Annotated in this window: 13 protein-coding genes and 2 pseudogenes; 1 reads left to right on the top strand and 14 read right to left on the bottom strand. The window is 55.5% G+C overall.

What is annotated here, in order from left to right:
- Positions 1-35: 35 nt before the first annotated feature.
- From IM317_RS17575 to lacI, 4 genes and pseudogenes are all read right to left on the bottom strand, one after another.
- Positions 36-176: pseudogene (locus IM317_RS17575) on the bottom strand (maltose acetyltransferase domain-containing protein); the annotation flags it as partial.
- Between the two features lie 65 nt (positions 177-241).
- Complete coding sequence (gene lacY, locus IM317_RS17570) at positions 242-1,495, bottom strand: lactose permease (protein ID WP_003846917.1); 1,254 nt, start codon at positions 1,493-1,495, stop codon at positions 242-244.
- A gap of 51 nt (positions 1,496-1,546) precedes the next feature.
- Positions 1,547-4,621 (bottom strand): beta-galactosidase, encoded by a 3,075-nt coding sequence (lacZ, locus tag IM317_RS17565; RefSeq protein WP_007894989.1) that lies wholly within the window; start codon positions 4,619-4,621, stop codon positions 1,547-1,549.
- 121 nt (positions 4,622-4,742) lie between these two features.
- Positions 4,743-5,825 carry a DNA-binding transcriptional repressor LacI gene (lacI, locus tag IM317_RS17560; RefSeq protein ID WP_007851507.1) on the bottom strand — a complete coding sequence of 361 codons (1,083 nt, stop codon included), beginning with the start codon at positions 5,823-5,825 and terminating at the stop codon, positions 4,743-4,745.
- Positions 5,826-6,171: 346 nt separating this feature from the next.
- Here lacI and IM317_RS17555 point away from each other — a divergent pair, with 346 nt between their 5' ends.
- Positions 6,172-6,450 carry an EAL domain-containing protein gene (locus tag IM317_RS17555; RefSeq protein ID WP_007898884.1) on the top strand — a complete coding sequence of 93 codons (279 nt, stop codon included), beginning with the start codon at positions 6,172-6,174 and terminating at the stop codon, positions 6,448-6,450.
- A 22-nt stretch (positions 6,451-6,472) separates the two neighbouring features.
- On the opposite strand, the pseudogene IM317_RS17550 reads toward IM317_RS17555, so the two are convergent.
- From IM317_RS17550 to IM317_RS17505, 10 genes and pseudogenes are all read right to left on the bottom strand, one after another.
- Positions 6,473-6,731, bottom strand: a pseudogene (locus IM317_RS17550) (IS66 family transposase); the annotation flags it as partial.
- A 49-nt stretch (positions 6,732-6,780) separates the two neighbouring features.
- Positions 6,781-7,119: an IS66 family insertion sequence element accessory protein TnpB gene (gene tnpB, locus IM317_RS17545; RefSeq protein ID WP_028018554.1), complete on the bottom strand. Its 339-nt coding sequence runs from the start codon at positions 7,117-7,119 to the stop codon at positions 6,781-6,783.
- A gap of 53 nt (positions 7,120-7,172) precedes the next feature.
- Complete coding sequence (gene fecE, locus IM317_RS17540) at positions 7,173-7,940, bottom strand: Fe(3+) dicitrate ABC transporter ATP-binding protein FecE (RefSeq protein ID WP_004152282.1); 768 nt, start codon at positions 7,938-7,940, stop codon at positions 7,173-7,175.
- On the bottom strand, positions 7,941-8,897 hold the full coding sequence (gene fecD / locus IM317_RS17535; protein ID WP_004118246.1) for a Fe(3+) dicitrate ABC transporter permease subunit FecD: 957 nt from the start codon (positions 8,895-8,897) through the stop codon (positions 7,941-7,943). It lies immediately after the preceding gene.
- Entirely contained in the window at positions 8,894-9,892 is a 999-nt protein-coding gene (gene fecC / locus IM317_RS17530; RefSeq protein ID WP_004118243.1) for an iron-dicitrate ABC transporter permease FecC, read from the bottom strand. Before fecC ends, fecD begins: the two co-directional genes overlap by 4 nt.
- Positions 9,889-10,791 (bottom strand): Fe(3+) dicitrate ABC transporter substrate-binding protein FecB, encoded by a 903-nt coding sequence (fecB, locus tag IM317_RS17525; RefSeq protein ID WP_007898890.1) that lies wholly within the window; start codon positions 10,789-10,791, stop codon positions 9,889-9,891. Before fecB ends, fecC begins: the two co-directional genes overlap by 4 nt.
- Before the next feature lie 44 nt (positions 10,792-10,835).
- Positions 10,836-13,160: a TonB-dependent Fe(3+) dicitrate receptor FecA gene (gene fecA, locus IM317_RS17520; protein ID WP_022652364.1), complete on the bottom strand. Its 2,325-nt coding sequence runs from the start codon at positions 13,158-13,160 to the stop codon at positions 10,836-10,838.
- A gap of 86 nt (positions 13,161-13,246) precedes the next feature.
- Positions 13,247-14,200: a ferric citrate uptake sigma factor regulator FecR gene (gene fecR / locus IM317_RS17515; RefSeq protein WP_023304425.1), complete on the bottom strand. Its 954-nt coding sequence runs from the start codon at positions 14,198-14,200 to the stop codon at positions 13,247-13,249.
- A complete protein-coding gene (gene fecI, locus IM317_RS17510; RefSeq protein ID WP_016151347.1) occupies positions 14,197-14,718 on the bottom strand; it encodes an RNA polymerase sigma factor FecI in 522 nt (173 codons plus the stop codon). The genes fecR and fecI overlap by 4 nt, the downstream gene beginning before the upstream one ends.
- Positions 14,719-15,088: 370 nt before the next feature.
- The coding region (locus tag IM317_RS17505; RefSeq protein WP_227010943.1) for an IS1 family transposase at positions 15,089-15,223 on the bottom strand (135 nt) is incomplete at its 5' end.

Below are 15,223 nucleotides of genomic sequence, written 5' to 3'. Positions count from 1 at the left end.
AACATAAAACACTATCAATAAGTTGGAGTCATTACCCTTTTTTCAACTTCTGATGGATGCGAGTGATTGAACTCATACATTAATGTTTTCCCACGAAGTCTTTTTTCAGGTAAGCCTTCGCACATATCGGTAAATAGCTTGCCTGCTTTTATTTTTTCTGTCATCGACATGTTCATTTTTAACATTCCGTCCTGATAAGTTGGTCGGATAAGGCGCTCGCGCCGTATCCGACATTAATTTCTTAAGCGACTTCATTCACCTGGCGACGCAGCAGAGAAAGTGGGCCGGGGCCGCTAAGCGTGAACACGGAAATTAAGGTGAAGCCCAGCGCCACCAGACCCAGCACCAGGTAAGCGCCCTGGAAACCGATGCTTTCATACATATTGCCCGCCAGAATAGACATAAAAATCATCGCCAGTTGCTTAAAGAAGCAGAAACAGACCAGATAAATCGTCGCTGAAAAACGCACTTCAAACTGGCTGGTAATATATTTAAAGCAGCCCACCAGCAGGAACGGTACTTCAAACATATGCAGCGTTTTCAGAATAACCACTTCCAGTGCTGAGGTAGCGAACGATGAGCCAATAATACGTACTGACATAATAGTGCCAGCCAGCAGCAGGGCGTTTTTCCCACCGATGCGATTAATGATCAGTGGCGCAAAAAACATAATCGAGGCGTTAAGTAATTCGCCCATTGTCGTTACGTAGCCAAATACCCGCGTACCCTGTTCACCGGTAGCAAAGAACGAAGTAAAGAAATTAGCAAACTGTTGGTCAAAAACATCGTAGGTGCAGGAAACGCCAATAACATACAGTGACAAAAACCACAGTTTTGGCTGTCTGAACAGTTCCAGCGCCAGCTTAAGGCTAAATGCCGAATGGTTGGCACCTACCGCATTGGCAACCGTGGCAGAAGAGGGCGCATCCGTTTTGGCGAAAAAGAGTAAAACGGCGAGGATGAATGCACAGCCAGAACCCAGCCAGAAAACAAACTGATTATTGATGGTGAACATGATGCCGACAATCGAGGCACACAGCGCCCAGCCAACACAGCCAAACATCCGCGCGCGACCATATTCGAAATTACTGCGACGGCTGACTTTCTCGATAAATGCCTCTACTGCTGGCGCACCGGCGTTAAAACAAAAGCCTAGATAAATACCACCAACAATCGATCCTACTAAAATGTTGTATTGTAACAGTGGCCCGAAGATAAAAATAAAGAACGGCGCAAACATCACTAACATGCCGGTAATAATCCACAGCAGGTATTTGCGCAGCCCGAGTTTGTCAGAAAGCAGACCAAACAGCGGTTGGAATAATAGCGAGAACAGAGAAATAGCGGCAAAAATAATACCCGTATCACTTTTGCTGATATGGTTGATGTCATGTAGCCAAATCGGGAAAAACGGGAAGTAGGCTCCCATGATAAAAAAGTAAAAGAAAAAGAATAAACCGAACATCCAAAAGTTTGTGTTTTTTAAATAGTACATAATGGATTTCCTTACGCGAAATACGGGCAGACATGGCCTGCCCGGTTATTATTATTTTTGACACCAGAGCAACTGGTAATGGTAGCTACCGGCGCTAAGGTGGAATTCCGCCGACACTGACGGGCTCCAGGAGTCGTCGCCACCAATCCCCATATGGAAACCGTCGATATTCAGCCATGTGCCTTCTTCCGCGTGCAGCAGATGGCGATGGCTGGTTTCCATCAGTTGCTGTTGACTGTAGCGGCTGATGTTGAACTGGAAGTCGCCGCGCCACTGGTGTGGGCCATAATTCAATTCGCGCGTCCCGCAGCGCAGACCGTTTTCGCTCGGGAAGACGTACGGGGTATACATGTCTGACAATGGCAGATCCCAGCGGTCAAAACAGGCCGCAGTAAGGCGGTCGGGATAGTTTTCTTGCGGCCCTAATCCGAGCCAGTTTACCCGCTCTGCTACCTGCGCCAGCTGGCAGGTCAGGCCAATCCGCGCCGGATGTGGCGTATTGCTCGCCACTTCAACATCAACGGTAATCGCCATTTGACCACTTCCATCAATCCGGTAGGTTTTCCGGCTGATAAATAAGGTTTTCCCCTGATGCTGCCACGCGTGGACCGTGGTAATCAGCACCGCGTCGGCAAGCGTATCTGCCGTGCACTGCAACAACGCTGCTTCGGCCTGGTAATGGCCCGCCGCCTTCCAGCGTTCGACCCAGGCGTTAGGGTCAATGCGGGTCGCTTCACTTACGCCAATGTCGTTATCCAGCGGTGCGCGGGTGAACTGATCGCGCAGCGGCGTCAGCAGTTGTTTTTTATCGCCAATCCACATCTGTGAAAGAAAGCCTGACTGGCGGTTAAATTGCCAACGCTTATTATCCAGCTCGATGCAAAAATCCGTTTCGCTGGTGGTCAGTTGCGGGATGGCGTGGGGCGCGGAGGGGAGTGTCACGCTGAGGTTTTCCGCCAGACGCCACTGCTGCCAGGCGCTGATGTGTCCGGCTGCTGACCATGTGGTCGCGTTCGGTTGCACTACGTGAACCGTTAGCCAGAGTTGTCCGGCGCTCTCCGGCTGCGGTAGTTCAGGCAGTTCAATCAACTGTTTACCTTGTGGAGCGACATCCAGAGGCACTTCACCGCTTGCCAGCGGCTTGCCATCCAGCGCCACCATCCAGTGCAGGAGCTCGTTATCGCTATGACGGAACAGGTATTCGCTGGTCACTTCGATGGTTCGCCCGGATAAACTGAACTGGAAAAACTGCTGCTGGTGTTTTGCTTCCGTCAGCGCCGGATGCGGCGTGCGGTCTGCAAAGACCAGACCGTTCATGCAGAACTGGCGATCATTCGGCGTATCGCCAAAATCACCGCCGTAAGCCGACCACGGATTGCCATTTTCATCATATTTAATCAGCGACTGATCCACCCAGTCCCAGACGAAGCCGCCCTGTAAACGGGGGTACTGACGAAACGCCTGCCAGTATTTAGCGAAGCCGCCAAGACTGTTACCCATCGCGTGGGCGTATTCGCAAAGGATCAGCGGGCGCGTCTCTCCAGGCAACGAAAGCCATTTTTTGATGGACCATTTCGGCACAGCCGGGAAGGGCTGGTCTTCATCCACGCGCGCGTACATCGGGCAAATAATATCGGTTGCGAAGGTGTCGGCTCCGCCGCCTTCATACTGTACCGGGCGGGAAGGATCGACAGATTTGATCCAGCGATAGAGTGCGTCGTGATTAGCGCCGTGGCCTGATTCATTCCCCAGCGACCAGATGATCACACTCGGGTGATTACGATCGCGCTGCACCATTCGCGTTACGCGTTCGCTCATCGCGGGTAGCCAGCGCGGATCATCGGTCAGACGATTCATTGGCACCATGCCGTGGGTTTCAATGTTGGCTTCATCCACCACATACAGGCCGTAGTGGTCGCACAGCGTGTACCACAGCGGATGGTTCGGATAATGCGAACAGCGCACGGCGTTAAAGTTGTTCTGCTTCATCAGCAGGATATCCTGCACCATCGTCTGCTCATCCATGACCTGACCATGCAGAGGATGATGCTCGTGACGGTTAACGCCGCGAATCAGCAACGGCTTGCCGTTCAGCAGCAGCAGACCATTTTCAATCCGCACCTCGCGGAAACCGACATCGCAGGCTTCTGCTTCAATCAGCGTGCCGTCGGCGGTGTGCAGTTCAACCACCGCACGATAGAGATTCGGGATTTCGGCGCTCCACAGTTTCGGGTTTTCGACGTTCAGACGTAGGGTGACGTGATCGGCATAACCACCACGCTCATCGATAATTTCACCGCCGAAAGGCGCGGTGCCGCTGGCGACCTGCGTTTCACCCTGCCACAAAGAAACCGTCACCCGCAGCTCATCGCGCAGCTCGCCGTACATCTGAACGTCTGCCTCCAGTACAGCGCGGCTGAAATCATCATTAAAGTGAGTGGCTACATGGAAATCGCTGATTTGCGTGCTCGGTTTATGCAGCAACGAGACGTCACGGAAAATGCCGCTCATCCGCCACATATCCTGATCTTCCAGATAACTGCCGTCACTCCAGCGCAGCACCATCACCGCGAGGCGGTTTTCTCCGGCGTGTAAAAATGCGCTCAGGTCAAATTCAGACGGCAAACGACTGTCCTGTCCGTAACCGACCCAGCGCCCGTTGCACCACAAATGAAACGCCGAGTTAACACCATCAAAAATAATTCGCGTCTGGCCTTCCTGTAGCCAGCTTTCATCAACATTAAATGTGAGCGAGTAACAACCCGTCGGATTCTCCGTGGGAACATACGGCGGATTGACCGCAATGGGATAGGTCACGTTGGTGTAGATAGGCGCATCGTAACCGTGCATCTGCCAGTTTGAGGGGACGATGACAGTATCGGCGTCAGGAAGATCGCGCTCCAGCCAGCTTTCTGGTACCGCTTCTGGTGCCGGAAACCAGGCAAAGCGCCATTCACCATTCAGGCTGCGCGACTCTTGGGAAGGGCGATCGGTGCGAGCCTCTTCGCTATTACGCCAGCTGGCGAAAGGGGGATGTGCCGCAAGGCGATTAAGTTGGGTAACGCCAGGGTTTTCCCAGTCACGACGTTGTAATACGACGGCCAGTGAATCCGTAATCATTGTCATAGTTGTATCCTGCGTGAATTGTTATCCGCTCACATTTTCGCATAACATACGAGCCGGACACATAGAGTGTAAAGCCTGGGGTGCCTAATGAGTGAGCTGACTCACATTAATTGCGTTGCGCTCACTGCCCGCTTTCAAGTCGGGAAACTTGTCGTGCCAGCTGCATTAAGGAATCTGCCAACGTGCGGGGAGAGGTGGTTTGCGTATTGGGCGCCAGGGTGGTTTTTCTTTTCACCAGTGAGACGGGCAACAGCTGATTGCTCTTCACCGCCTGGCCCTGAGAGAGTTTCAGCAAGCGGTCCACGCTGGTTTGCCCCAGCAGGCGAAAATCCTGTTTGATGGTGGTTAACGGCGGGATATAACACGAGCTGTCTTCGGTATCGTCGTATCCCACTACCGAGATATCCGCACCAACGCGCAACCCGGACTCGGTAATGGCGCGCATTGCGCCCAGCGCCATCTGATCGTTGGCAACCAGCATCGCAGTGGGAACGATGCCCTCATTTAGCATTTGCATGGTTTGTTGAAAACCGGACATGGCACTCCAGTCGCCTTCCCGTTCCGCTATCGGATGAATTTGATTGCGAGTGAGATATTTATGCCAGCCCGCCAGACGCAGACGCGCCGAGACAGAACTTAATGGGCCCGCTAACAGCGCGATTTGCTGGTGACCCAATGCGACCAGATGCTCCACGCCCAGTCGCGTACCGTCTTCATGGGAGAAAATAATACTGTTGATGGGAGTCTGGTCAGAGACATCAAGAAATAACGCCGGAACATTAGCGCAGGCAGCTTCCACAGCAATGGCATCCTGGTCATCCAGCGGATAGTTAATGATCAGCCCACTGACGCGTTGCGCGAGAAGATTGTGCACCGCCGCTTTACAGGCTTCGACGCCGCTTCGTTCTACCATCGACACCACCACGCTGGCACCCAGTTGATCGGCGCGAGATTTAATCGCCGCGACAATTTGCGACGGCGCGTGCAGGGCCAGACTGGAGGTAGCAACGCCAATCAGCAACGACTGTTTCCCCGCCAGTTGTTGTGCCACGCGGTTGGGAATGTAGTTCAGCTGCGCCATCGCCGCTTCCACCTTTTCCCGCGTTTTCGCAGAGACGTGGCTGGCCTGGTTCACCACGCGGGAAACGGTCTGATAAGAGACACCGGCATACTCTGCGACATCGTATAGCGTTACTGGTTTCACATTTACCACCCTGAATTGACTCTCTTCGGGTGCTATCATGCCATACCACGAAATGTTTTGCGCCATTCGGAGGGGGCACGCCGAAGTGAGATTCAAAATGCCGACGTCAGTTCACAGGTGGGTAATGATACCAACGTGTTGATTTCGTATTTTCACTGACACCAGGATCATCCTGATGTTACAAGGATTGAATGACTACAGATTAAAATAGTCATCAACAGGTTGACAGCATTACCGTTTTTTTCGTCTCATTTTTATCGTATTCGGGTGTCTGTCTGTACCATGCAGACGCTCGCTTTTTGTAATGCCAGCTAAAGAAACAGGCTTAACGTAGGATATTTTCCGTTTGCCAAGCGGCCCCCATATTGAATGGCTGACGGTACTGGATTTCGATGAGATAAAAATAGACCGTATTTTTATTGCCAATATTGATGACCCGGTGAAGCGAGCGCTACTTGTTTCTGTGGTGAAAGGGTTACGTGGTACTGGCAAACCACTGGTGTTTGAAGGGGTGGAAACGCCAGGACAGTTTGAATTCGTCCGTTCTCTTGGCCCCGGTTACCTAGTTCAGGGCTGGTATACCGGAAAACCCGAAACAATATCTGCGATGAATATTCAGGGTTAAAACGATACGGGGCCCGGCCCGTATCGGCAACCCGACCCGTCAGCGTATCGCTTTCTGTCTGAAGCCGGTTCAGGTCGGCTTCTATCTGCGCGATGCGGCGGGAGATTTATTCAGAACGACTGCCGAAGTTCATCCGGCGAATCTTATCCAGCTGCGCCTGCAGATGGTCTATTTCGCGCTCCCGGTCGGCCTGCTTTTCCAGCAGGGCGCGGTTCAGCGCTTCCTGTTCGGACAGGCGCTGTTTCAGCAGAAGGATGTCGTCAGGGGGAGGTGTTGTTCATAAGCCCGCATTTTACCAGGCTTATTCAACGACAACCAGGATAAAGAGGCCTACAACATGGTCAGGGACGTAAGCAGTCTTTTAGGCTGCCGCCAGTCGATGCCTTCCAGAAGCATTGCCAGCTGCGCCGGGGTCAGGAACACTTTGCCATCGCGGGCAGAGGGCCAGGCGAAGCGGCCGCGTTCCAGCCGTTTGGTCAGCAGGCACAGCCCGTCGCCGGTGGACCACAGCAGTTTGACCTTACTGCCGCTGCGGCCCCGGAAGATGAAGACATGGCCGGATATCGGGTCATCTTTCAGCATCGTCTGCACCTTTGCGGCGAGACCATTGAAGCCGTTGCGCATGTCGGTGATACCGGCAACCAGCCAGATTTTGGTGCCTGTTGGCAGGTGGTTATCACTTCCTTTATCTGTCCTGTGATGATCCTTATGACTTCGCCAGACTACTTCACCACACACATGGGTCTGCCAGATACCGGTTCGGGATGGATTTCCGCTTCTACGCTGAACACCGTCTTTAGAAGCTCTGGTTTCATCACTGCTTCCGGAGCACCTTGCGCCATCACGCGACCGCTTGCCAGTACCACCAGATGATCGCAATAGCGGCTGGCCTGATTCAGATCGTGGAGTACCGTCACTACGGTTTTCCCCTGCCTTTTGAGTTCAACCATCAGGCGCATCAGTTCAACCTGATGATTGATATCGAGGTAGGTCGTAGGCTCATCAAGAAGAATGAGTGGGGTATCCTGTGCCAGCACCATCGCCAGAAACGCACGCTGGCGCTGGCCGCCGGAAAGCTGGGTTAACCTGCGGTCAGCCAGATTGCGCGTCCGGGTCTGACTCATTGCCACGTTGACCCGCTCGTTGTCTTCCGCGGAGAGTCGCCCCCACAACGACAGCCACGGGCTGCGGCCGTAGGAAACCAGTTCCCGTACAGTGATCCCCTCGGGGGATAAATGGTGTTGCGGCAGTAAAGCCAGGCGGCGAGCCAGCTGGCGGGCGGAAAAACCGGCTATGGGTTTTTCATCAAGCAATATCTCGCCAGAGTCTGGTGTTAACAGGCGAGAAAAACAGTTCAACAGCGTCGATTTCCCGCAACCGTTAGGGCCGAGCAGGGCCGTGATTTTTCCGGCAGGCAGGGCGAGAGAAAGTCCATCCAGCACGGTTTGTGCGCCATAGCTGACGGTCAGATTTTCAGTACGTAATCTCATTTATCGCATTCTCACAAGCAGCCAGACAAACCACGGTGCGCCGATAATGGCGGTCAGCACGCCTGCCGGAAGCTCCAGCGGCGGATGAATGATTCGTGCCAGCAGATCGGCAATGACCAGCAACAACGCGCCCGTCAGGGCCGAAACGGGCATCAGCCAGCGGTGACGCCCGCCGGCGATCCTGCGCACCATGTGCGGCACGACGAGACCAATAAAACTTATCGGGCCACAGACGGCCACGCCGGTTGCTGTCATCGCGACAGCCAGCATCAGCCCCTGGAACCGGGTGCGCTGAACCGACACGCCGAGCGTGGCTGCTCGTGCATCGCCCAGCGCCAGCAGGTCGAGATCGCGACAAAAGCGCAGGCTCAGCGGCAAAAACAGAATGAGCAACGGCACGGCAATCTTCACAAAGTGCCAGTCGCGCCCCCATAAGCTACCCGTCAGCCACAGCAGGGCACTGTTTACATCCTGCGGGTGCAGGAGCATCAGGTAATCCGTCAGGCTCGCCCAGCAGGCGGAAAGCGCCACGCCGGTGAGCGCCAGCTTCATCGGCTGGTGGGTCTTTGCCAGCATCTTCAGCAAGATCAACCCCGCCATACCGCCCGCAAAGGCCAGCAGCGGCAGCACCATCACGGATAGTGATGGCATAAGAAGCAGTGCTCCCACAGAGGCAAGGCTGGCGGCATGGTTAATGCCGAGAATATCCGGTGATGCTAGCGGGTTACGCACAATCCCCTGTACCAGCACGCCCGCCACGGCGAGGGCTGCACCGACAAACAGTGCCAGCAGCAAGCGCGGCAGTCGGTACTCCATCAATACATAATAATGCTCGCGTCCGTCCTGCCAGTCGGTCAGCAGCGCGCGCCACGGCACGGGGATCACCCCCATATGGAGTGATAACAGCGCACAACCTGCCAGGGCAAGGGTGATGAAAATGACCAGCGCAATTTTCATCCTCGCCTCCTCACCAGCCAGACAAAGCAAGGACTGCCAATCAGCGCCAGCACTGCGCCTGCGGGCAGATCGCCGGGGAAGGCCAGCGCGCGTGCGAGTACATCTGCCATCAGCATCAGCGTGGCCCCCAGCAGCATGCTCACCGGCAGTACGTTGCGCTGATCGAAGCCTGCCCAGAAGCGCGCCAGATGTGGCACCAGCAGGCCGATAAACGCCACCGGACCTGCCACACTGACGCACGCGCCAACCAGAAGCAGCACTAACATATTGATGATCAAACGTAGTCTCGGCAGGTTCACTCCCAGCGTATGGGCGGTACTGTCGCTGACGTTGAGCAGGTTCAGTTGATTCGCCAGCAGCAACACGACAGGGACTGCAGTGACCACCACCGGCAAGAGCTGCCAGACATCCTGCCAGTGGGCGTGGGACACTCCGCCTGCCAGCCAGTAAAAGATGCCGTAAGCATGATCTTCGGCCAGCAGCAGGGTGATGCGGGTCAGGGCCATACAAAAGGCCGACAGCGCGATACCCGCGAGGATCAGTTTGTTTCTGTCCTGGGTATGACGAAACCCGCCTCCTGCGGTCATGACCAGCAGCCAGCTCACGCCGCCCCCGCATGCCGCGATGAACGACAGGGAATAGCCTGCAACCGGCGTCGGACTCAGCGCGCTGGTAAGCGCCATAGCCAGCGCCGCGCCGCTGTTAATGCCGAGCAGTGAAGGAGAGGCCATTGGGTTGTGGGTCAGGGTTTGCAGCAGCGTGCCCGCGAGCGCCAGGCTTGCGCCGATCAGAACGGCGACCAGGCTTCGCGGCAAACGAAGGTTTTGCACCAGCGCTTCTGGTAGCGTTGGCGTGTGTCCAGGCAGCAGGGCGCGGATTGCGTCTGCTCCGGAAACAGGAATGGCCGAGTAGCAAAACAGACTCAGCCAGAAAATAATAATAAGTACTGCAACGGGAAGCCCCCACAGCAGCACCGGGTGTTTTAGCGCGGTCATTTCACATCGGTAAGCGGCTGATGGTGGAAGATTTTTACCGTGTCAGCGGCAATACGCTCTGCGGCAAAAATACCGCGCATCCGCGCCCAGGCGTTACTGTCGACTGAAGCAACCTGCTGCTTCTGCGCGGCGGTTAATATCTGCCAGAGCGGATCTTGTTGCCAGCGTTTAACAATGCTCTCTTCGCGATAGTGGGCAACCAGCAGCCAGGCAGGATTGACCGCCAGCAGTTGCTCCAGGCCGATGGACGGCATGGACGCGCCCGCCATCGCAGCGGGAACGTTCAGCCCCAGAGAAGCCAGCACGCTGCCGGTCCAGGTCTCCTGGGTATGCAGGTTGAATAGCTGTTCGCGTGATGTGCCAAAGGCCACGCGTGTCCCTGTGGGAAGCTGGCTGGACCACTGCGCCATCTTCTCTTTATGTTGTTCCAGACGCGCCTGCATCTCTCGTTTTTTACCTACCACTTCGCCGATGATAGCCGCTGAGTGCAAATTTTCAGCGTAGGTTTCGTTGCGGGACTTAAGCAGCAGTACCGGCGCGATTTGCTGCAAGGCAGTGTAAATCCCCGCATGGCGACTGCTGTCGGCAATGATCAGGTCTGGTTTCAGGGCAGCAATGGCTTCCAGGCTCGGCTGCGCGCGCGTTCCGACGGACTGCCACGGTTTCAGGTGCGCACGCACTTCGGGCAGGATGCGTTTTGCATCGTTATCGTCGGCAATACCGATCGGGCTGACGTCCACGGCGGCCAGCGCATCGGCGAACGAGAGTTCCAGCACCACAATCCGTTGTGGCGTTTTATCGAGTGTAAACGTGCCGTGTTCGTCCTGAACCGTGGCGGCAAAGGCGTGGCCGATCACCAGCAGCAGGCCTGCAAAAAGAAAACGGATAAATGCCAACATAGTCACATTCCAGCTAAAAGCCCGGCAAGCCGGGCGTTAACACATCAGAACTTCAACGACCCCTGCATATACAGCGTGCGCGGCTGGCCTGCGTAGATGCCTTTGTTGTTGTCGTCATAAGAGCGGATGAAGTAGTCCTGGTCGAAGATGTTTTTCACACCGAACGCCAGGTTCAGATCTGCCATCTGCGGGCCAAAGTCATACGCCACGCGTGCGCCCCAGAGCATGAAGCCGGGAATGCGGCCGGTACTGCCGTCGGCGCTCTCTTTCACCGTATTGGCGTTATCCGCAAACTGGCTGGACTGGAAATCGCTGTTCAGATTGAACGTCCAGTTGCCCGGCTTGTAGTCCACGCCCAGCGTGCCTTTATGTTTCGGGGAGAATGGCACCTGATTGCCATAGGTGTCGCCTTTCTCGCGGATTTCCGCGTTCACATACGCATAGCTGGCGTAGACGGAAACGTTATCAAGCGTTGGCGTTAGCGTACCCAGGTCGTAACGTGCCTGCGTTTCCAGCCCGGTATGGCGCGTTTTGCCACGTGCAGTGACGGTGTCGTTGGTCTGGTTGGAGTCGTACTGATTGTTAAAGTTAATCAGGAACAGCCCCATTTCCGCCGTCAGCGCGCCGTCATCGTAGCGGGTACCGAGTTCCCAGGTTCGCGCTTTTTCCGGTTCCACATTGCCGCTTTGCACAGCCTTGCCAATCTGGCTGTACTGTACGGTGCCGAACGAGCCTTCAGTGTTTGCATAAAGATTCCAGCTATCAGTCAGGTGATAGAGCACGTTCAACGCCGGAAGCGGTGCGTTATAGCTCACCTCTTCGTGCGTGCCTTTGATGGCGTTGTTCTGGTATGACTCGATATGTTCGAAACGCATACCCGGCGTGATGGTCCAGTTGCCGATGTCGATTTTGTCATCCAGATACCAGGCGTGCGCCTCGGTGCCGGAACGCGTGTCGCGGTCGTAAGGGCTTGAGCCGGACGGCAACTGCCCGCTGCTGGTGGCGGTGTAGTAACGCATTTCATGCGTTGATTCATTCACATAGCGATAGCCCACGCCCACTTCGTGCGCGGAAGGGCCGATCATAAAGCTCTGGCTGTAGCGTGGCTCAATACCGCGCACCCAGTAGATACGCGGCGAGAGGGTGATGCGTTTGCCTTGCTCCAGGTAGCCGCTGCGCAGGGTTTGGGTGTAGAACCCCTGAATGTTGAATTTATGCTGGCTGTCCGGCTGGAACTGGTAGCCCAGGCTCGCCAGCTTGCGACGGCCCCAGAAGCGGTCATACGGGCGGGTGGATTGCCAGCGATCGGCGTCGTAATCCGCGCGGGACAGGCCGCCGGGCATGTCGGCTTCACCATCGTAATATTGCAGCAGGCTGTTGAAGGTGTGCACCTCATTCGGCGCATATTTGCTTTTCAGCATCAGGTCGTCGATGCGGGTGGCGCTGTGCTCGCGCCAGTCACTGCCGCGCGTGCCGGAGTAGAGCAGCGCGGTGCCAAAACCGTTGTCCGCTGTGCCGCCCACCATCAGGTTGTGCGTCTCTTTCGGGTTGTTTTGTGAAGAGGTTGGGCTGAGCTGACCTTCCACCCCCGCCTCGATACCAAAGTCCTGCGGAATGGCGCGGGTAACAAAGTTCACCACGCCGCCCACGCTCTGCGGTCCGTAACGCACCGCACCACCACCGCGCACCACGTCAATGGCATCCATGTTGCCGAGCGAAACGGGAGCCAGTGAAAGCTGCGGCTGACCGTAAGGGGCAAAGGGGACGGGGATGCCGTCCATCAGGACGGTCGAGCGGCTGGCGAGGCGTGGGTTCAGGCCCCGGATGCCAAAGTTCATCGCCAGGTCGTGGCTGCCGGTGCCGTTGTTTTCCGGCGCGCTGACGCCAGGGATGCGGTTAAGCACCTCACGCATGGTGGTTGCGCCGGTTTTGGCGAAATCCTCACGGCGGATCACGTCACGCGCGCCAGCATGTTCAAATACGTCGTTTTCACGCGCATCGCCCAGCCAGTCGCCGACCACGGTCAGGGCATCTTCTTTTGGCGCGGGCGCGGTCTCCAGCGTCCAGCTGTTATTTCTCAGCGGTTTTACCTGCAGTCCGCTGCCGTCCAGCAGTTGTTGCAGGCCGCTCTCGACGTCGTAATCTCCGTGCAGGCCGTTGCTCTGCTTGCCGCGCGTCAGGCTGGCGTCAACCGAGAGGGTAATTCCGCTGTGTGCGGCATACTGATTGAGCGCTTTGTCGAGCGATCCCGGTGCGATATCAACCTGTGCAGCAAAAGCGGAAAACGAGAGACCGGCCAGCGGCAGCAGGCTCAGGCGAATGGCGTTAACCAAAGGTGTTGTTTTACGAAAAACGCGTAACGGCGTCATACCTTCTCCATCATCATTTTTGTTGTGTTCAGCTATGAGTCGAACGAGAAGGGTAAAAAGGACAATCGAAATGAGAATTATTTTTCTTACAGCGGTGAAATGTTTATCCAGTACCGCGTAATAGACTGAATTTTAACGGGAAGCGTTTGAGCGATAACGTTCAGGATCGCATCGGTATTTTTCAGCGGGAACGTCCCGCTCAGGCGCAGCCCGGCAACGGCGGGATCGCAGCGCAGCACGCCGTTGCGGTAACGGCTTAGCGTGGCTATCACCTCACCCAGCGGTTTATCGCTGAAGCTCAGGATGCCCTTCGTCCAGCTTGTACTCTCGTCATCCAGCGGTTTCACTGCGCCAAACTCAGAGGCGCTGAACTGCAGGCTTTCACCAGCGTTCACGATGCGTTTTTGCGCGGGGGCACTGGCGAGAAGCACTTCCACGGCGTGCTGCTGCACGTCAAGCTGCGTGAAATTATCCTGCTGGCGGACGGTAAATTCTGTCCCTAAAGCGGTGAGTTGGCCCTGACGAGTCAGGACGCGGAAGGGGCGTTGCTGCGCATCTTTCGCGGTAGTAATGGCGATTTCACCGTACCAGAGCCGGACGGTGCGCTGATGCGCATCAAAACGCACATCCGCCGCGCTTTGGGTATTCAGCGTGAGCAGGGAGTCATCTTCCAGTTGCTGACGGCTGACTGCGCCTTTGGCGGTGCGGTAATCTGCCCGCAGACCTTCGCCGGTTTCCGACTGCCAGAGTTGCCAGCCTCCGCCAGCGCCGAGCAACAGCAGTAATCCTTTCATCACGTGACGGCGGGTGAGGCGGGTATCGTGCAGCGCCCGGCTGGCAACGTCGCCAGGCACACCGCCAAGCTGGTTGCGCAGGTTTTCAACCTGCTGCCAGGCCCACTGGTTATCCTGATCCTGTTCATACCACTGTTGCCAGCGCGCTTCCTGTTGTGGGCTGACGCGCTCGCCGCTTAGCACGGCATACCAGTGGGAAGCTGAACGCAGCGCCTGACGGCGGGAATCGGTTAACGAAGGATTCATAACCCATGCTCCAGACGAAACAGCAGGCAGTGCTCGACGGCTTTCGCCACGTATTTTTTCACGGAGCTGACGGAAACACCGAGTTTGTGCGCAATCTCGCTGTATGTCAGGCCATCCAGTTGCGAAAGCAGAAACGCTTCACGTGTTTTTCCGTTTAGCCCGTCCAGCATGCTGTCGACGAGTTGTAGGGTCTCGAGCTGGCTTTCGCGTTCCTCAGGTGAAGGCGCTACCCCCTCCGGCATAAGCGCCAGCATCTCCAGATACGCTTTTTCCAGCGCGTTTCGGCGAAACAGGTCCACCATCACGCGTTTGGCGATAGTGCACAGGAAAGAGCGAGGATCGCGGATCGTCGAGAGCGTTTCGCTGCTCATTACCCGCAAAAAAGTGTCCTGGGCAATGTCATCTGCATCAAAGGCAGACTGGAGTTTGCGCGTCAGCCAACTTTTCAACCAGCCGTGATGGGTGCCATAAAGCGACTCGAACGTTAAGGAAGCTGTGGAAGTGGCACGGTCAGACATGCGGAGTGCATCAAAAGTTAATTATCACGTAGCCATATTAATATGAGAATGGTTATCATTACAATTGGAAATAAAATTGTTTCCAATAAACATTTTTAACATGTTGTTTTTCTAAGTGTTATAAGGTAGGTATAAAATGGGATGGATCCTCTGCTTCTGGCATCTGTCGGTCAGAATGACATCATGATGTGGTCTGCTATTATTGACATCCTCCCCGCCCTTTAGGGCGGGGAGGATGTCAACTATGAGTGTTGCCTGAAATGTCGCCAGCCCCCGGTACAGCAGAAGTATCTCGGGCTTTCTGCGTTTGCTCCTGGTGGGTATGGCCCCCGCAAGCGGGGGTTATTGCTAACTGGGTAATGACTCAAAATTATTGATAGTGTTTTATGTTCAGATAATGCCCGATGACTTTGTCATGCAGCTCCACCGATTTTGTGAGCGACAGCGACTTCCGTCCCAGCCGTGCCAGGTGCTGCCTCAGATTCAGGTTATGCCGCTCATTTCG

It is taken from the genome of Enterobacter cloacae complex sp. S3 (assembly GCF_014930495.1).
GTDB lineage: Bacteria > Pseudomonadota > Gammaproteobacteria > Enterobacterales > Enterobacteriaceae > Enterobacter > Enterobacter asburiae_B.
Note: the sequence above shows the minus strand (reverse complement) of the source record. Positions and strands in the feature narration are given on the sequence as shown.